General features: G+C 48.9%; 15 protein-coding genes. 13 read left to right on the forward strand and 2 right to left on the reverse strand.

The window, feature by feature from the left end:
- Positions 1–321 precede the first annotated feature (321 nt).
- The 12 genes from ACI0FF_RS01945 (at position 322) to ACI0FF_RS02000 (ending at position 15,618) form a co-directional block, all read left to right on the forward strand.
- The gene (locus ACI0FF_RS01945; protein ID WP_417819667.1) at positions 322–885 is read left to right on the forward strand and encodes a UbiX family flavin prenyltransferase; all 564 of its coding nucleotides are present in this window, start codon (positions 322–324) and stop codon (positions 883–885) included.
- A 78-nt stretch (positions 886–963) separates the two neighbouring features.
- A complete protein-coding gene (locus ACI0FF_RS01950) occupies positions 964–2,049 on the forward strand; it encodes an MFS transporter (protein WP_419798476.1) in 1,086 nt (361 codons plus the stop codon).
- A 35-nt stretch (positions 2,050–2,084) separates the two neighbouring features.
- Complete coding sequence (locus ACI0FF_RS01955; protein WP_419798477.1) at positions 2,085–2,480, forward strand: hypothetical protein; 396 nt, start codon at positions 2,085–2,087, stop codon at positions 2,478–2,480.
- Positions 2,481–2,606: 126 nt separating this feature from the next.
- Complete coding sequence (locus ACI0FF_RS01960; RefSeq protein ID WP_419798478.1) at positions 2,607–3,854, forward strand: efflux RND transporter periplasmic adaptor subunit; 1,248 nt, start codon at positions 2,607–2,609, stop codon at positions 3,852–3,854.
- The gene (locus tag ACI0FF_RS01965; protein WP_419798479.1) at positions 3,851–6,988 is read left to right on the forward strand and encodes an efflux RND transporter permease subunit; all 3,138 of its coding nucleotides are present in this window, start codon (positions 3,851–3,853) and stop codon (positions 6,986–6,988) included. Before ACI0FF_RS01960 ends, ACI0FF_RS01965 begins: the two co-directional genes overlap by 4 nt.
- 36 nt (positions 6,989–7,024) lie before the next feature.
- The gene (pgi, locus tag ACI0FF_RS01970; RefSeq protein ID WP_419798480.1) at positions 7,025–8,674 is read left to right on the forward strand and encodes a glucose-6-phosphate isomerase; all 1,650 of its coding nucleotides are present in this window, start codon (positions 7,025–7,027) and stop codon (positions 8,672–8,674) included.
- Positions 8,674–10,533: a DNA mismatch repair endonuclease MutL gene (mutL, locus tag ACI0FF_RS01975; RefSeq protein WP_419798481.1), complete on the forward strand. Its 1,860-nt coding sequence runs from the start codon at positions 8,674–8,676 to the stop codon at positions 10,531–10,533. Before pgi ends, mutL begins: the two co-directional genes overlap by 1 nt.
- 72 nt (positions 10,534–10,605) lie before the next feature.
- The gene (locus ACI0FF_RS01980) at positions 10,606–11,109 is read left to right on the forward strand and encodes an invasion associated locus B family protein (protein ID WP_419798482.1); all 504 of its coding nucleotides are present in this window, start codon (positions 10,606–10,608) and stop codon (positions 11,107–11,109) included.
- Between the two features lie 121 nt (positions 11,110–11,230).
- Positions 11,231–11,980, forward strand: a complete 750-nt coding sequence (locus ACI0FF_RS01985; RefSeq protein WP_419798483.1) for a 16S rRNA (uracil(1498)-N(3))-methyltransferase — start codon at positions 11,231–11,233, stop codon at positions 11,978–11,980.
- 28 nt (positions 11,981–12,008) lie between these two features.
- Entirely contained in the window at positions 12,009–13,367 is a 1,359-nt protein-coding gene (locus ACI0FF_RS01990) for a glutamate--cysteine ligase (RefSeq protein WP_419798484.1), read from the forward strand.
- 23 nt (positions 13,368–13,390) lie between these two features.
- On the forward strand, positions 13,391–13,693 hold the full coding sequence (locus ACI0FF_RS01995; RefSeq protein ID WP_417819657.1) for a chorismate mutase: 303 nt from the start codon (positions 13,391–13,393) through the stop codon (positions 13,691–13,693).
- A 170-nt stretch (positions 13,694–13,863) separates the two neighbouring features.
- On the forward strand, positions 13,864–15,618 hold the full coding sequence (locus tag ACI0FF_RS02000; RefSeq protein WP_419798485.1) for a methyl-accepting chemotaxis protein: 1,755 nt from the start codon (positions 13,864–13,866) through the stop codon (positions 15,616–15,618).
- 191 nt (positions 15,619–15,809) lie between these two features.
- On the opposite strand, the gene ACI0FF_RS02005 is transcribed toward ACI0FF_RS02000, so the two are convergent.
- A complete protein-coding gene (locus ACI0FF_RS02005; RefSeq protein ID WP_419798486.1) occupies positions 15,810–16,496 on the reverse strand; it encodes an MOSC domain-containing protein in 687 nt (228 codons plus the stop codon).
- Positions 16,497–16,508: 12 nt separating this feature from the next.
- Positions 16,509–17,942 carry a metalloprotease TldD gene (gene tldD / locus ACI0FF_RS02010; protein WP_419798487.1) on the reverse strand — a complete coding sequence of 478 codons (1,434 nt, stop codon included), beginning with the start codon at positions 17,940–17,942 and terminating at the stop codon, positions 16,509–16,511.
- A gap of 118 nt (positions 17,943–18,060) precedes the next feature.
- Between tldD and metZ the strand changes: the two genes are divergently transcribed.
- A complete protein-coding gene (gene metZ, locus ACI0FF_RS02015) occupies positions 18,061–19,251 on the forward strand; it encodes an O-succinylhomoserine sulfhydrylase (protein ID WP_419798488.1) in 1,191 nt (396 codons plus the stop codon).
- Positions 19,252–19,253 lie beyond the last annotated feature (2 nt).

Here is a 19,253-nt window from a genome sequence, read left to right on the forward strand (position 1 = left end):
CGGTGCACATCATTCATGCACAGGTACAGTAACGTTAGTTTTGCAAGAGGAGAGTGAAGTAGGTCACAGTCATGGTCATATCCTTATTTAAGCAATACGATTTGATGTTCACGTTTTTGTGATTTCCGCTTTTTGGGCGCAAAATCAACACGAAAAAGCCCTCGAAACAAGCAACTTTCCCGTTATGTTCTCATTTGTAGGGTGTTTTTCTTAAAAAGTCAAGAATAACTCATTTCCCTAGTTGGGTATTTTCTCTATAACTATGGCGAAAGTATGGTTAGATATTCAGAGTCTTACCCCGTCTGTTAGAAGAGGTTGAAAATGACATTGCCCTTGGTCGTTGGCATATCGGGTGCATCCGGTGTGATCTATGGCGTGGAATTGCTGCGTGCCTTGAAGGATATCGGACATCCGACGCATCTGGTTGTCAGCGATAGCGCACAAATTAATTTGCAATTGGAAACCGATGTGACGTTGGATGAGGTCAAGGCACTGGCCGATGTTGTCTATGATGCCAAAAATATGGGCGCGGCCATTTCCAGCGGGTCGTTTAAAACCAAGGGAATGATTATTGCGCCTTGTGCAATTAAGACATTGTCGGGCATTGCCACATCGGATAATTCCAATCTGTTGATCCGCGCGGCTGATGTTTGTTTAAAAGAACGTCGCCGCCTTGTGATGATGGTGCGGGAAACCCCTTTGCATAAGGGGCACTTGGAATTGATGGCGCGTTGTGCGGACTTGGGCGCGACTATTTTACCGCCGGTTCCCGCCTTTTATCACAAACCGAAGACGGTACAGGATATTATCCATCAAAGTATCGGTAAGGCACTGGATCAGTTTGATATCGAACATAATTTGTTTGAACGCTGGAAAGGCGTGTAAGTGAGGCCTGCCGAGGTGACGTTTCTGGCCCCCAGATTGTCGTCTTTTTATATCGCAATATTTTTTGTGATCGGTTGCATGATGCCCTATTGGCCAGTCTGGTTGCAGGCCCGGGGCATGACGGGGGTGGAAATCGGCATTTTAACGGCGATCCCTGTTTTGGGCAAAGTCGTCTTCTCCCCCTTATTTGCCAGTTTGGGCGATAAACTGGGAGAGCGAAAACGCTTGATGTTATTGTTTCTGGCCAGCTCGTTCTTCTGTTTTGCATTGTTTTTCGTTGCCCATAATTTTTATGCTCTGTTTATCATTTCGCTCTTATATGGCATCAGCTGGGCACCGCTTATGTCGTTTGGCGATAATGTCACTTTGCTGGCAACGCGTGACAGTAAAATACAGTATGGACGGCTGCGTCTGTGGGGATCTATCAGTTTTATCGTCATGTCTTTCGGGTTTGGTTTTGTTTTGGAAGGGCGCGATGTCGGTATTATCTATTGGACCATATTGGGTGCGATTGCCTTAACGTTTATCGCCACACTTGGCTTGCCCGATGTTCGTGCCATGCCCTTGGGGCGAGCGGGACGTCCGGTCCGCACCTTGTTGAAAGACAGGACGTTTCAGATATTCATGGCAGCTGTGGCCTGTATTCATGGTTCGCACGCCCTTTATTACGGCTTTGCGACCCTGCATTGGCGCGCACAAGGTTATAGTGATGCGTTTATCGGTTTTTTATGGGCCGAAGGTGTGGTGGCAGAAGTGATCTTTTTTATCTTTGGCGGACGAATCGGGAATCGTTTTGGCGCGGCCAGCCTGTTGATCTTTGCCGCGATTGCCTGTGTTGTGCGTTGGAGTGTTTTGGCAAATGACCCGCATGTGATTATTTTGTGTTTGGTGCAAACCCTCCATGCTTTGACCTTTGGCGCGATGCATTTGGGGGCGATGAATTTTATCTCGCGTACTGTTTCTGTTGATTTTTCTGCAACGGCACAAAGTTTATATGGTGCATCAGCTTTTGGGATCGGGGCGGGCATATCGCTGTTGTTTGTTGGTTATTTTTACGAGCTGTTTTCCGGTGGGGCATTTTTTCTAATGACTCTTTTGGGGATTTTTGGGACACTTTGCGCCCTTGTGTTAAGGCAGCGTGAGAAACGCCATATACCCGCATAAAATGTAGACTGACACAACAAGCAGGATAATATCCCATGAATGCGCCGCACCGCCGCAAGGAGTGGCTGGAATTTAAAGACTGGTGTGTACAGCGAAGATTGAAGGCTTTCCCCGTCCATCCGTGGACGTTGTCAGCCTACATTCTGTGGCTGGATGCACATCGTCGTGCGCGTACGTTACACAAACGTCTGGATGTTATTGTTCGGGTTCATTTACGCGCCTGCGTCCATTCTCCGGATCGTGACCCATTGGTACAACGTACTTTGGAGACGATCGAACAACGTCGTTTAAGTGGTTCTCATAAATCATTCGACGGTAAAGATTTGCTTGAACCGAAAAAGAAAAACCCAACCCCCATACAAGATAATACCAAGCGCGTGTTGCGTCATGTTCCCCCGTTGGTGAATAAACGCCCTCAAACAGATGCTTGATTGTAAAAACGCGGATTTATTGTAGTTGAGTTGACGATCATCAATTGTGAATTACTTTATGGTTTGGTAATATACATTCAATTACAAATGGATCCCCCCTCTCAATTGACATAAAGGTAATCGGGTATGGAGCTTTGGCAGCGATATAAAAAGGCCATTTTCCCATTGGTTGCAATTTTTATAGGCATTGCCGTTTTTGCAATTCTAAAAGCAACCAAACCACAAACGCCTTTAATGGAAGTTGAAGAACGTTATTGGCCCGTTGCCGTGGAAACGGTTCAATTTGAAAATGTTCGTCCACTAATCAGCAGTTTTGGTGAAATCCGCGCCGGGCGGGAGGCCGAGTTACGCGCACAAGTCTCCGGTCGGGTTATATCTGTTTCCGATAGTTTGGGTGATGGGGCCTCCGTTCGGGCGGACGATGTTTTAATCCGCATTGATGATTTTGATTATGTCGCCACCGCGCAGGAACGCCGCGCCGATTTGCATGAAGCCGAAGCCAAATTGGCGGAACTACAAACCATGTTAAGCGGAGAAGAAAAATTACTTCCTGTTGACAAAAAACAAGTGGATTTGGCCGCCCGGGAACTGGACCGTCAGCGCCGATTGTTAAAACGGTCTGCTGTCAGTAAAAAAGCCCATGATGATGCGCAATTGAATCTGAACACCCGTCGCCAAAATGTATTGGTACGTGAACAGACAATCGCACGTTTCCAGTCTCAGATTGTGCAGGCAACTTCTGCTGTTGAAAAGGCAAAAATATCCCTGAGCAAAGCACAGCGTGATGTGGAAGACACCCAATTGAAAGCACCATTCGATGGCTTTTTAACACAAACGGATGTGACCGAAGGTAAACAGGTTTCCACATCGGATCGTTTGGCCCGTTTGATTTCATTGGAACGTCTGGAAGTCGGCTTTCATCTCAGCGAAGCCGCCTATGCCCGCTTGACCCGGCAAACCCCGTTAAAGGGACGAACTGTTGAAATTTCTGTGCGCCGTGGGGCAATCATTGAAAAGTTTGAAGGAACGATCGTGCGTATTGATGCCCGGGTTGATGCAGCAACCGGGGGGCGCAATGTGTTTGCGGCCTTATCGGGTTTGACACTGGATACGGATTTACGTCCAGGTTTGTTTGTACAGGTCAATGTGCCGGATGAAGAATATCAATCGGTTGTATCCTTGCCCGTTCAGGCCATCCATGAAGAGGCCTATGTGTATGTCGTTAAAGACAGTCGTTTGGAAAAACGCGATGTTGAAATTGCCGCACTGGATGGTGAACATGTTTTGATTGCCGCGGGCCTGCAAGCTGGGGAACAGGTTTGTATCACCCGTTTTGCAGAAATGGGCAGCGGTGTGAAGGTACTTGTCAAATGACGATGGGCCATAATGAAAGCCGCTTTAATCCAGTCAGTTTGTTTGCACGCCATCGAACCGCACCAAACTTGTTGATGTTATTAATGCTGTTACTGGGCGTTGTCTCGTTAATGCGCCTGAATGTTCAGTTCTTCCCCAATTTCGGGATTGATGTAGTTACGGTTTCGGTGAAATGGTCCGGGGCGGGCGCAGAAGATGTCGATTCCAATATTATACAGGCATTGGAACCGGAACTGCGTTTTCTGGACAGTGTCAAACATGTGAAATCAACCTCGAATGAGGGGTTGGCCTCTATTTCCATTGAATTTGAGGCTGGAACCGAAATGCAGACCGCGCTTTCTAATGTGGAAACGGCGGTTGGCGGGGTCACCACTCTGCCCGAAGACAGCGAAAAACCCGTGATCAACCGCGTTGTGCGTTACGAGCCGATCACCCGTTTGCTGGTCAGTGGTCCTTATCCCGAGTCTGCCTTGAAAGCGATTGCCAAAGGCTTGCGTGATGAATTGCTGGAACGTGGCGTTGACAAGGTTGATTTGGCAGGTGCCCGCGATGAAGAAATTTGGGTGGATGTCCTGCCGGAAACATTGCGGCGACTGGATTTGAGCATTGGTGATATTGCAGATCGAATTAAACAGATCTCACAAGATATTCCGGCGGGTGAAACGGGTGGAATACAGGCCAAACAAATCCGTGGATTGGGGGAAGTCAAAACAGCCGAGGGTGTGGCACAGATTGAAGTACGCGCACGTGAAAACGGCGAAAAGATTAAATTATCCGATATTGCCCGCGTCAGTGAACAGTTTGATGCCGATGGGGTTGAAGTGCGTTTTAATCAAACGCGCGCGGTTGAATTGTTGGTCAAACGGGCGACAACGGCGGATGCATTGGATGTCGATAAAATCGTTACAAAATTTTTGAACGATGTTCGTCCCACCCTGCCCCCAAATCTGCGTTTGGACCAGTACGAAATTCAGGCCAATCTGATTAAGGACCGCATTGATCTGTTATTGGAAAATGGTCTTAGCGGTTTGATCCTTGTTTTGACGATTTTGTTTTTGTTTTTAAATACCCGCGTGGCGTTTTGGGTGGCAGCGGGCATTCCGGTTTCGTTGTTGGCGACCATGTTTGTGATGGAACTGTCCGGGCAAACCATCAATATGGTCAGTCTGTTCGGGCTGATCATGGCCATCGGGATTGTGGTGGATGATGCCATTGTGGTGGGGGAACATTCCGAAACATTGCGCCGGCGGGGCCTGTCCCCGGCCGAAGCGGCTGAAGGCGGGGCATTGCGTATGCTGACGCCTGTTTTTGCGTCGTCTCTGACGACAATTGCGGCCTTTATGCCGCTGTTGGCCATTTCCGATATTATGGGGCAGATTATTGCCGCGATCCCGTTTGTTTCTATCGCGGTGATTATTGCCAGCTTAATCGAATGTTTCCTCGTTTTGCCCGGTCATATGCGTCATGCTTTAAAAGGCAAGCCGGAAGAAGCCAACGGTTTTCGCAAAGCCTTTAATACAAGGTTCAATCGGTTTCGCGATGAACATTTTGCCCGCTTGGTGGCTTGGGTTTTGGAATACCGTTATGGGACATTGGCGATTGCGGTGGCGTCTTTAATAATTGCTGTTGGTTTATTGGTTGGTGGTCGTGTCGGTTTCCAGTTTTTCAAGGGACCGGAAGCCGAGCGGATTTTTGCCAATGTGGAAATGGTTGCCGGGACACCGCGTGGACAAACACAGATTATGGTGGATGAGTTGGAACGCGCCATGTTTGCCGCCAATGAGGGGCTGGGCGGTAAATTGATTGTCGCTCATGTCACGAAGGTGGGGAGTAAAACGTCAGCCAGTGGGGGCATTGGTGGCAATAACAGTCTGGGCAGTGATCATCTGGGCGGGGTTTATGTTGAACTTGTTTCCTCAGATAAGCGCGATATTCGCACCGCAACCTTCTTGGATTTATGGCGGGAAAAACTGGATGAAAAGCCAGGTTTGATCAAGCTGACTCTGATCCCGGTTCAGGCAGGACCACCGGGGCGTGATGTGGATATCCGCATCAATGGCGATGACATTCACGGGCTGAAACAGGCTTCTAATGCAGTGATGGATTTATTAAAACGCTACCCCGGAATTTCTGCGATTGAAGACGATCTACCTTATGGGAAGGAAGAGGCCATTTTGGAACTGACACCGCATGGTCAGGCCTTGGGTTTTACCACACAGGATGTTGCCCGTCAGGTGCGGGATAATTTTGACGGGGCGGTGGCTAAACGTTTTCCGCGTGGGGATGAAGAGGTTTTGATCCGGGTTCAGTTTGATCGCAATCATATCAATGAAACGGATTTGAATGGCTTATACCTGCGCAGTCCTTCAGGGGCAGAAGTGCCCTTGGCCCAAGTGGTTCGCTTGCGCACTAAAACCGGATTTGCAACTGTAAAACGCGAAGATGGTACCCGTCAGGTTTCCATCACGGGGGAACTGAATAAATCGGCGACCAGTACCGGACGCATTGTGGAGGCCTTGCAGCGCGACGGTGTGGATCAAATCGCAGCCAAACATAAGGTGGAAATCGGATTTGCCGGAAAGGCGGAAGAACAGCAACGCACCTTTGGTGATATGCTAAGCGGTGTGATTGTCGGCTTCAGTGCGATTTATATTATTTTGGCATGGGTTTTCGCCAGTTATTCCAAACCAATTGTGGTGATGTCGGTTATCCCGTTTGGTTTTGTCGGGGCCGCTTTCGGTCATTTGATCATGGGATATGATTTGACGATCCTCAGTCTGGTGGCCTTGGTGGGTCTAAGCGGTATTGTAGTAAACGATTCCATCATTTTGGTGTCCACGGTGAAAGAACATCAGGATATGGGCGAAGATGCGATGACAGCCATTGCGCGGGGCACAATTGAACGTTTGCGCGCCGTTATTTTGACTTCTGCCACGACAATTGGCGGGTTGACGCCTTTGATGTTTGAAACCAGTCTGCAGGCGCAATTCTTGATTCCAATGGCGATTACGATGGTTTTTGGCCTGATGGTGGCAACTTTGTTGGTTCTGGTCGTTATTCCCGCCTTGTTGGCGGTGCTTGAAGACCTGAAATCTATGAGATCGGGGATTCCTTTTTTGAAAAAAAACGTCTAGGGTGTTTTTTTAGACAGCAAACAAGACGATTTTTTCATGAGCGCCCTGACAGATAGCCCGGCATGGCAAGCCCTTTTGGATCATCATCATGAGATCAAGGACGTGCATATGCGCGACCTGTTTAAGCAGGACCGTGGTCGGTTTGAACGGTTTTCTGAACGATCCAGTGGGTTGCTACTGGATTATTCCAAAAATCGCATCACTGAAAAAACAATGGGTTTGTTGGGGGATCTGGCGCGTTCTTGCGGCGTGGAAGACGCACGTGATCGCATGTTCAGCGGAGAACATATCAATACGACGGAAGACCGTGCGGTTTATCACGTTGCCCTGCGTAACCGTTCTGATCGGGCGATGGTTGTGGATGGTCGCGATGTCATGCCCGAGGTCCGTGACGTTTTGGAAAAAATGCGCCATTTTTGCGATGATGTACGCGAAGGGCGCTGGCGTGGTTTTACAGGAAAACGCATTCGTACTGTTGTTAATATCGGGATCGGTGGGTCTGACTTAGGTGTGATTATGGCCTTGCAGGCGTTGCGCAGTTATCAGAGCGATGATCTGACCCCACGTTTTATTTCCAACGTTGACAGTTCTCACCTTGTGGAAACCTTGCGTGGGTTGGATGCGGAAACCACCTTGTTTATTGTGTCATCCAAAAGTTTCACCACACAGGAAACCTTGCTGAATGCCACATCGGCGCGTACCTGGTTGATCAAGAAACTGGGTACTGATGCGGTGCGATATCATTTCGTGGCTGTATCGACCAACAAAGAGAAAGTCTGTGATTTCGGGATTGATACCGATTACATGTTTCCCTTCTGGGATTGGGTCGGGGGGCGTTATTCCACATGGTCGGCGATCGGTCTGGCGATTGCGCTGGTGTTGGGCATGGATAAGTTTGAGGAAATGCTCGAAGGCGCTTTTGCGATGGATGAACATTTCCGAACTTCCCCCATCGAACATAATATTCCGATTATTATGGCGATGTTGGGGGTTTGGTATGCGAACTTTTTCGGCTGGTCTACACATGCAGTTTTACCCTATGACCAGTATCTGACACGTTTTCCGCAATATCTGCAACAGGTGGATATGGAAAGTAATGGCAAGCGGGTTGATCTACAGGGTCGCCCGGTGGATTATCAAACGGGTCCGATTGTGTTTGGACATGCCGGCACCAATGCGCAGCATTCTTTCTTTCAGTTGTTGCATCAGGGCAAATGGGATGTGTCGATGGATTTTATCGGGGTGGCGAATAATCATCACCCCTTGCGTGATCATCAGACGATTCTGTTATCCAATTTTTTGGGACAGACCAAGGCCTTGATGTGGGGGAAAACGGAAAAAGAAGTCCGTGCACAGCTCAAGAAAAAAGGGGTGAGTGCCGAACGGATCGACCAATTGGCCCCACATATGACATTTCCGGGTAACAAGCCGACCAATTCGTTGATTTTGCCGTTGGTCACGCCGTTTACAATCGGGCAATTGCTGGCCCTGTATGAACATAAAATCTTTGTGCAGGGAGTCGTCTGGAATATCAATTCATTTGACCAATGGGGGGTGCAGCTGGGGAAAGAACTGGCCCGCGATCTTGCCCCGCAAATCACCGGGGAATCCCCGATTATGGGTAATGATTGTTCGACGCAAGGCTTATTGAAATATATGAAACTGTTGAAGAAGGAATACGACTGATGGGCATCCGCCTTCTGCCGCAAACCCTGATCAACCAAATCGCCGCTGGGGAGGTCGTGGAACGTCCGGCCTCTGCCATGAAAGAACTGGTGGAAAATGCGATTGATGCCGGGGCCACCCGCATTGATGTGGTGATGAAAGAAGGTGGGCGTGTTCTTTTGTCGGTCAGTGATAACGGGTCCGGGATGAATGCGGATGAATTGGAACTGGCGGTGCAACGTCATGCAACGTCGAAAATCCCGGATGAAGATTTATTCAATATCGCCACATTGGGTTTTAGGGGAGAGGCCTTACCGTCAATCGGGTCTGTGGCACGAATGTCAATTACGTCGCGTAACAAAGACAGTGAAAATGGTTGGTGCATTCGTGTGGAAGGCGGCGAGGTCGATGGACCGGAACCGGCTGCCCATGCCCAAGGGACACGTGTGGAAGTACGTGATTTGTTTTTTGCAACGCCGGCGCGCCTGAAATTTTTAAAAGCGCCCCGTACGGAATTAAATCACGGCATTGATATGCTGAAACGCCTGGCCATGTGTCATCCGGAAATCGCCTTTACCCTAAGCGATGGTGTGCGCACCCTTTTAAATTTGCCCTCCAGTCAGGGCGAATTGTTTGCGGCGATGCTGGATCGTTTGCGGGCGATTATGGGCCGTGAATTTGGTGATAATTCTGTTGTGATTGATGCAGAACGCGACAACGTACGTTTGACCGGGCATGTCAGCTTACCAACGCTGAACCGGGGCAATAATGCGTTACAATTTTTCTTCGTGAATGGCCGTCCAGTAAAAGATAAGCAGCTTTATGGGGCCGTGCGTGGGGCATATCGTGATTTTTTGGCCCATGATCGTCATCCACTTTTGGCTCTGTTTATCGAATTGCCACCGCGTGCGGTGGATGTCAACGTGCATCCGGCCAAGGCGGAAGTGCGGTTTCGCGATGCTCAAGGGGTGCGCGGCTTGATTGTCAGCGCCTTGCGACAAGCGTTGAACGGGGCGGGGCATTTGGCGTCTAGCACGGTGGCCGAAGAGGCGCTGGCGGCCATGCAGGCCCCGCATATGCGTGAAATGGATCCGGCGGCGGTGGAAATGGCGCGTGCGATTACGTCCAAAGGCACAAGTGGTGGTTTTTCCCATTATAACCCGATGCCACCGCCCAGCGAAGGCCTGCGCGAGGCAGCGGCACAGTTTCAGGCGCCTTTAAGCGGACTGGATACCCCGCTTCAAGCCAATCGGCGCGAATCTTCGGATACGGATTATGATATTGCGACGGCCCAATATCCCTTGGGTGTGGCGCGTGCGCAATTGCATGAAACTTATATTGTCGCCCAAAGTGGGGATGCCATAATTATGGTGGATCAACACGCTGCCCATGAACGTCTGGTCTATGAACGCATTAAAAAAGATTTGGAAGCCACAGGTGTCAAACGCCAAGGCCTGTTGATCCCCGAAGTGGTGGAACTGGATATCGTTGATGCGGACCGTCTGGTTGCCCGTGCGACAGAATTGGAAGAACTGGGACTGGTGATTGAAAACTTTGGCTCCGGGACGGTGGTTGTGCGTGAAATTCCCGCCATGCTGGGGGCAAAGGTGGATATTCAAGGACTGGTCAAAGATGTTGCCGATAGTCTAACTGAAGTTGACGAGGCCATGTCATTGCGTGACCGGCTTATGGATGTCTGCGGGTCGATGGCCTGTCATGGGTCCATTCGTGCCGGGCGGCGTTTAACGCTGGATGAAATGAATGCCTTGTTGCGTGAAATGGAAGTCACACCGCATTCCGGCCAGTGCAAACATGGCCGTCCCACTTATGTGGAGCTGAAACTCAAGGATATCGAACGGTTATTTGGACGCAGCGGTTAGGGCTTAGGGTGCGTTGCAAAAAAATTTGGAATCTTTGTAATTTGTTAAGGGTCTTTTGCCAGCATAAGAGCCATGAGACATTTTACTTACATTTTTATACTTCTTTCAGCGCTGCTGCTCTCATGGACGGCAGAGGCTGCCGGCTTTGAATTTTTGGGTCCGCAAGGTGATTGGGATGTTTTTGCGGATAAAAAATCCAATGCATCGGTTTGTTATATTGCGTCCGTTCCTTCCAAGGCGAGCCATACTGACAAGCGCGGGGATATCTACGTTCTGGTGACTATCCGCAAGTCTGAAGGACTGAAGGACGTTGTCAGTTTCCATCAAGGTTACCCGCTGGATAAATCCAAGGATGTTCAGGTCACGATTGGCAGTGCAAATTTCAAACTGTTTGCTTCTGGTGAAACCGCGTGGACTTACGAATCAAAAGATGATCAGCGTTTGGTTAAAATGATGAAAGCGGGCGCCACCATGAACGCTGTTGGTCTTTCTACACGTGGGACAAAAACCACGGATACCTATTCCCTGAAGGGGATTTCGGCGGCTTATGCAGCCATGCGCAACGCCTGTTCTTAAAAAGCCTTTCTTTTGCGACGCTTTTCCCTTGGTCTTGTGACCAGCTGGGGATATAAAAAAATTATTGAATGCGTCCGGCTCACGGAGATGTCTGTGGGCCGCTTGGCTTTTTTGGGAAAAGATGGCGAACCTTATCCGTTTATTTATCGATGGAGGTCTTGCGACCAGCAATCAGCTGGATTTACGCGAAGACCAGGCCCATTACGTGAATAATGTCATGCGATTGCAGGTCGAAGACCGCATCGCCGTTTTTAATGGCTGTGATGGGGAATGGCAGGCAAAGATTGTTTCTGCGCGTAAGAAAAAATGTTTGATCGAAATCGAAGATAAAACACGGGATCAGGATGGTTGTCCTGATCTTTGGCTTGTGTTTGCGCCGATAAAAAAACAACGTATGGATTTTATCGTTGAAAAAGCAACCGAGTTGGGAGTCGCTGCACTCGTCCCTGTCATAACGCAGCGCACGATCACATCGCGCATCAATACAGAGCGACTTCACGCACAAGTGATCGAAGCATCCGAGCAATGTGAACGACTTAACATTCCCGATATAAAAGAAGCCGTATCTTTGGCGCAGCTAATAAAAGATTGGCCGCAGGAACGCAGGCTTTTCGTGTTGAACGAACAGGGTGGGGCACCGGCAATCAATCTTGGCTTACAGAATGCGGATTCACAGGAACCGGCTGCTATTTTAGTGGGGCCGGAAGGTGGTTTTGATCCATCCGAACTTGACCTTTTGCTGAAACTGCCGTTTGTTACGCCGCTAAGTATTGGACCCCGTATTTTACGCGCCGATACGGCTGCCTTGGCAGCGCTTAGTTGTTGGCAATCCGTCCTCGGAGATTGGCAAACGCCACTTCGGGAAAGATAAAAAAGAAGTTTGATAAGGACACCTGAAAATGGGTAACAAATCCGTTGTCGTCGAAAATAAACAACAATTGGTGGATTATCTTGCCAGCGGCTGTAAACCAAAATCCGATTGGCGGATCGGAACGGAACATGAAAAATTCGCCTTTTGCACAAAATCACTGAAGACATTGCCTTATGAGGGTGAAAAATCGGTTCGTGCCCTGTTGGAAAATATGTCCCAGTTCCCGGAATGGGAACCTGTATATGAGGCAGGCAATATCATTGCTTTGAAAGGTAATGACGGATCATCAGTGACGCTTGAACCGGGGGGGCAGGTTGAATTGTCCGGTGCACCACTGGAAAATATTCACCAAACCTGCAAAGAAGTCGGGACGCATTTGGAACAGGCAAAAAAAGTAGCCGCCGAACTGGATGTTAGTTTTCTGGGATTGGGTTACCAGCCCAAATGGTCGGTAGACGATATTCCGTGGATGCCAAAAGGGCGTTACAAGATCATGCGCGAATATATGCCTAAAAAAGGCACGCTTGGTCTGGATATGATGAAGGCGACCTGTACGGTGCAGGTTAATCTGGATTTTGCTTCTGAAACAGACATGGTGCGTAAGTTCCGCACATCTATTGCCTTGCAGCCGATTGCCACAGCGCTTTGGGCAAATTCACCGTTTCGCAATGGTAAACCCAATGGCCTGCTGTCTTTCCGGTCCCACATTTGGACGGATACGGACCCGGATCGTTGTGGAACCTTACCGTTTGTTTTTGAAGACGGTTTCGGTTTTGAATCTTATGTGGATTATATGCTGAATGTGCCGATGTATTTTGTCTACCGTGACGGTAAATATATTGATGCATCCGGTCAGTCGTTTAAAGATTTTATGGCAGGAAAATTGCCAGCCTTGCCGGGGGAACGTGCCACCATTCAGGATTGGGAAGATCATTTGACAACGGCTTTCCCGGAAGTCCGTTTGAAAAAGTTTTTGGAAATGCGTGGTGCTGATGGCGGGCCGTGGAATCGTCTGTGTGCGCTACCCGCATTTTGGGTTGGTCTTCTGTATGATGATCAGGCACTGGATGAAGCAGAACAACTGGTGAAAGACTGGTCACTGGCCGATAATGAATATCTGCGCGAACGTGTGCCTTATACGGCCTTAAATACTGAATTTAAGGGGCAAACCATTGGTGATATCGCGATGGATGTGCTTGATATAGCTCAAGGCGGTTTGAAACGTCGCGGTGTAGTCAATAGTCAGGGTCAGGATGAAAGTAAGTTTCTTGAACCGCTTTACACAATCGCGGAATCCGGTCAAACGCAGGCGGAAATTATGCTCAAAGAGTTTGAAACCCGCTGGAAAGGTGATATTGATCAGGTCTTTAAAGATCACGCTTATTAATTTGAATAGCCTAAGAGATTAAAATGCCCAAAGCCGTTACCTGTCATTCTTTGCAAGACGTACGCGACAATATTGATCGCTTGGACGAAATCATCGTCGGTTTGCTTGCAGAACGGATTGGCTATGTGCTTCAGGCTGCACAATTTAAAGAAACGCGCGGGGATGTCCGTATCCCCTCGCGTATCGAATATATTGTGGAACGTGTGCGCCATTTTGCTGAAGAAAATGCAATGGACCCGGATATGGCAGAATCCATTTATCGTCATATTATGGAAGAATCGATCGCACGCGAAGAAATTCGTTGGGATAAAATTAACCAAAGTTAATCCCCTTATTATAGCTTTGGATTACAAGATTAATTACATCTTAATGTTTAACATATGTAAGATGTAATTAATCTGTAATTGATAAGTCATCGCCCAGTTCCTACCTATTTAATCAAATAGGCATTTCCGCTGTAACAGTGGGGGGAAGATGTCTTGAAGAGGAGCTGATTGTGGGTTGGATTTCTAGAAGTATCTTGTGGAAGATTGTTCTTCCTGTGCCCGTTGCCGCCATCTTGGCGGTTGTTTTAATGTTTTTTGTTGTCCCCGGAATGATGCGGGACAATGCCGTTGAAAATGCAGTGGATTCAGCCACACAAACGGTTAATCAGTTTAAAGCGATTCGGGGTTACTACACGAAAAACGTTATCCAAAAAGTTTTGGCTGAAAGCAGTCTTGTCCCGAGTTTTGATCATAAAACGATGGCAGATGGCGTGCCCCTGCCCGCAACCTTCATTCACGATATGAGTGAGTTGTTGTCAAAAGAAGACACGACCATGCACCTTTACAGTGCTTTTCCCTTTCCCAATCGGGCAGAACGCAAGCTTGATGCTTTTGAACAAGAAGCCTGGGATAAAATTTCTAAAGACAAAGACCTGAAGTTTGTAAATACTGTAGAAAAAGACGGAAAAACAATCGTTCGGGTTGCCATTGCCGATGTTATGTCGGCAGAAGCCTGTGTGACCTGTCATAACCACCGCCCCGATACACCAAAAGATGACTGGAAAATGGGTGATGTACGCGGTGTGTTGGAAGTGGATACCGTCATTGATGCGGTTATTGCGCGTGGGGATCAAATTGCCATGACAATGGTGGTCTTCACCTTGTTATTGGGAAGCATTTTAACCGTTGTTGCCTTGCTGAGTGCAAAATCGGTGGCAACCCCGATTACGCATATGACCAATATTATGAATGAATTTGCCGAAGGGCGCAGCAACGTTGAAATTCCAATAACCAAACGCGAAGATGAAATCGGTAAAATGGTTAAGGCGATTACGATTTTCAAAACAAACCGGGAGCGTCGCCAACAAGATTTAGAAGAACAAAAACAACGCGAAGCTCAGTTGATTGAACAACGCCGCCAACAGACAGAGCAAATGGCAAATGATTTTGAAAAATCAATTGGCACAATTGCGAATAATTTGGGCAATTTCACCGGCAATCTGGATGTGGCTGCCGAACGTATGAATACGGTATCTTCGGATGCTCAAAATCAGGCAGGTGAAGTGGCAAAAATGGCTGATCAGGCAACCCGTAATGCAGAAACCGTGGCCGCAGCGGCTGAAGAATTAACGGCTTCTATTGGTTCGATCACCAGTCAGGTGTCCCATGCCAGCGAAGTGGCGACAGGGGCGCGTGATCAGGTGGCTGATACCAACGATAAAATTCGCAAACTGGCTGAAGCCGTGGATAAAATCGGGGAAGTCGTCCAGTTGATCAGTGGCATTGCGGAACAAACCAATTTGTTGGCGTTGAATGCAACGATCGAGTCTGCGCGTGCAGGCGAAGCTGGTAAAGGCTTTGCTGTTGTTGCGGGTGAAGTAAAGAACCTTGCTAATCAAACGGCACGTGCAACGAAGGATATTGCAGATCAAATTGCAAATATCCAGTCAGCAACGGACGAGTCGGTAGAGGCAATGGAAGGGGTTGCCCGTGTTATTAGCGAGATTAATGAAATATCGGCGACAATTGCAGTTTCAGTTGAAGAACAAGGGGCTGCAACACAGGAAATTTCGCTTAATGCGCAAGAGGCAGCGGCGGGGACCAGTCAGGTTTCTTCCACCATTGCCAATGTAAACGAAGCAGCTATTGAAGTCGGACAGTCTTCACAGGATTTGGCAGGTTCAGTCAAACAATTGAACAAGTTGTCGGATGATCTTGACGAAGAGGCCAAAGCTTTCCTTAGTCATATTCGTAAAGAGGATTAAGAAGAACAACAGTCAGGTTATTGACAAAGCCCTTAAACTGTCATCCCCGACCCTGATCGGGGATCCATATTTATTGCATGAGTAATCTTTAACTTATTGATTTGAAATGGATCCCGCATCAAGTGCGGGATGACGGTTTTTGATTGGAGATTTATCCAAAATACTTTGTTAGAAGTCTGAGTGCTGTATTGTTACCCCTTTAGACGTGGGGCGGTCTCTTCAACATATCCCTTTTGGGCTTTTTTCTCAAAAGCGTTGCGCCAGCTTGTTGATAAAACATCTAGGTTGGCGAGTTCCTGCGCAATTTCTGCACCGATTTTGGAATTGAAGCGCGCTTGAATGAGCCGTTTGATCGACCAGTCAGGGCAGGGGCGTTCCAGAAGATTCATCGTATCACCGACTTTGACCTGTCCATTTTCCAGAACACGATAATACCAGCCCGTCAGTGCGGTTTGCTGAAACTGTAGGGCGAAGTTGCGGATGCCGATATGTTTTGTCAGTTTCCAGCAAGGTTGACGGCCTTGGCAGACCTGCACTTTTGCCGTTCCCAGACTGAGGATATCCCCCAGACACAGATTATCTTCCGTCAGTCCCGTTGTTGCGATATTTTCACCGAAGCAACCGGGTACAAACAGCGCAGCTTGTTCTGGATGTTGTTCTCGCCAGAACGCCATATGGTCGCTGGCATAATGGTGAAGGGCTTTTTCTGGTCCGCCATGAACTTTCAGGTCGGCCTGTTCGTCACGCAGGAAACCGTTTTCATCCAGTTCAAGCGGTCCGTCTGTGTAGATTTTGGCAATGGCAGAAGGGGCTTTATCCGGCCACCTTTCTTCGACCTTACCAACGTAAAGTCCAATAATTTTTCCTCTGAGGTTCATGGGGGGAAGTCCTTACATATCTGTGCCGCCGACCGTGATCGGGTCGATTAACAGGGTGGGTTGACCCACGCCAACGGGTACGCCTTGTCCGGCTTTGCCGCAGGTGCCGACGCCGGGGTCTATTTCCATATCATTACCGATCATTTTCACTTTGGTCAGGCAGTCCGGGCCATTGCCAATCAGGGTTGCGCCTTTAACCGGGGCACCGATTTTGCCATTTTCAATCATATAGGCTTCGGTGCAGCTAAAGACGAACTTGCCGGAGGTAATATCGACCTGACCGCCGCCGAAGTTCACGGCATATAAACCGCGCTTAACCGAGGCAATGATTTCTTGCGGGTCTTTGTCCCCGCCTAGCATATAGGTGTTGGTCATACGCGGCAGGGGCATATGAGCGTAAGATTGACGACGACCATTGCCGGTGGGTTTTTGGCCCATCAGACGGGCATTCATGCGGTCTTGCATATATCCGGTCAGAATGCCGTCTTCGATCAAAACCGTGTTTTGCGACGGGGTGCCTTCGTCATCAATGGTCAGGGAACCGCGCAAATCCGGCAATGTGCCGTCATCCACGACCGTCACACCGGGGGCGGCGATACGTTGGCCCATCAGGCCTGCGAAGGCGGATGTCTGTTTGCGGTTGAAATCACCTTCCAATCCATGACCGATGGCTTCATGCAGCAAAATACCGGGCCAGCCGGGACCGAGAACCACAGGCATTTCCCCGGCGGGTGCGGGAACAGAGTCCAGATTAACGAGGGCTTGACGCAAGGCTTCATCACAAGCTGGTTTCCAACGCCCTGCTTTGAGGAATTCTTCATACGTTGTGCGCCCACCAAAGCCGTGCGAACCACTTTCCATTTTGCCGTCTTTTTCCACAACAACGGAGACATTCAACCGTACCATCGGGCGGATATCAGCAGCTTGTGTGCCATCTGCGCGAATAATGCGCACCGCTTGCCATGATCCGGCGATGGAGGCAGTTGCCTGCTTGACCCGGCTGTCTTTACTGCGCAAGTACGCATCAATTTCTTCCAGCAACTTGACCTTGGTTTCAAACGGCACAAGATTGATCGGATTGTCATCGATATAAAGCGATTTATTGGTGCCTTGCGGGGCTTCGCTCATGGTGCCGCTATGACCGCTATGGACGGCTTGAACTGTTGTACAGGCCCGATTAATCGCGTCTTGATCCAGACTGGAAGCATGGGAATAGCCACTGGCTTCACCGGCAACACTGCGCAGGCCAAACCCTTGGGCGGTATCGAAACTGGCACTTTTCAGGCGACCATCATCAAAGCCAAGGGCTTCGCTTTGGCGATACTCGAGAAATAACTCCCCATCATCAGCCCCGTTCAGTGCGTTGGTCACGCTGGCTTCAACCTGAGCTTGATCCAGTTCGAAGCGGGAAAAGAAAAGATCGTCGGTGGCTTTAAAATCGGACATGGGGTGCCTTTATCGTCAGAAGAGGGTAATTATATTAGAATGTGGCCTCTTGTACTGCTTTCGTCAACGGTGTAAAAGGCCTTTCCCCTAACTTGACCTTACGTAAAGGACGAAAGCAATGAGCAACAAAACCTGGCGCACGGCGACTCAGCTGGTGCATGGTGGTATTCAACGTTCTGCTTTTGATGAAAACAGCGAAGGTTTATTCCTGACTTCCGGCTATATTTATGAAACTGCCGAAGAACAGGAAGCAACTTTCAAAGAAGAGATCAAACGCTATCAGTATTCCCGATTTGCCAACCCGACGACCGGCATGTTCGAGGAACGAATGGCGATGATCGAAGGGGCGAAATTCTGTCTGGCAACAGCAACCGGCATGGCGGCGATCAATACCGCCCTGATGGCGCAACTGAAGGCGGGTGACCGTGTGGTGGCCTCACGCGCCTTGTTCGGGTCCAGTCTCTTTATCTTGAACAACATCTTGCCGCGTTACGGTATTGAAACCGTTCTGGTGGATGGCGGCGACCTAAATCAATGGGAAGAGGCCTTAAAGCAACCGACCCGCGTTGTTTTATTGGAAACACCCAGTAACCCGACTTTGGATATCGTTGATATGCAGGCCGTGTGCGATTTGGCACATGCCAGTGGTGCACGTGTCATTGTCGATAATGTCTTCGCGACACCGATTTTACAAAAACCGATGGAATTCGGTGCAGATATTGTTGTGTATTCCACCACGAAATATGTGGATGGTCAGGGCCGGACCTTGGGTGGTGCGGTTCTGTTTAATGACGAAGACCTGTTGAAAAATGAAATGATGCCGTTTTTCCGCAATACCGGACCGGCGATGAGTCCGTTTAACGCCTGGACCCAGCTTAAAGGTCTGGAAACAATGGATATCCGGGTGATGAAGCATAGCGAAAATGCAACTTTGCTGGCACGTTTTCTGGAGAACCTCAAAGGGGTTTCTAAAGTCAACTACCCCGGTTTGCAGGCCCATCCCCAGCATAAGCTGGCAATGAAGCAAATGCGCGCAGGTGGCCCGATGCTGTCGTTTGAACTGGACGGTGGTAAGGACAAGGCCTTTGCCTTTGAAAATGCGTTGAACCTGATTAAAATTTGTAACAATCTGGGTGACAGCAAATCCCAAATTACTCATCCGGCAACCACAACCCATTCTAAAGTGGACGAGGCGGAACGCTTGCACTTGGGGATCAATCAAGGTCTGTTGCGTTTATCTGTAGGCTTGGAAGATGTTGAGGATATTAAGGAAGACCTCGCTCAGGCCGCTCGGATCGTTTACGGATGATG

The organism is Terasakiella sp. 4MB5A, from assembly GCF_050058155.1.
In the GTDB taxonomy this organism is placed as follows: domain Bacteria; phylum Pseudomonadota; class Alphaproteobacteria; order Rhodospirillales; family Terasakiellaceae; genus Terasakiella; species Terasakiella halodenitrificans.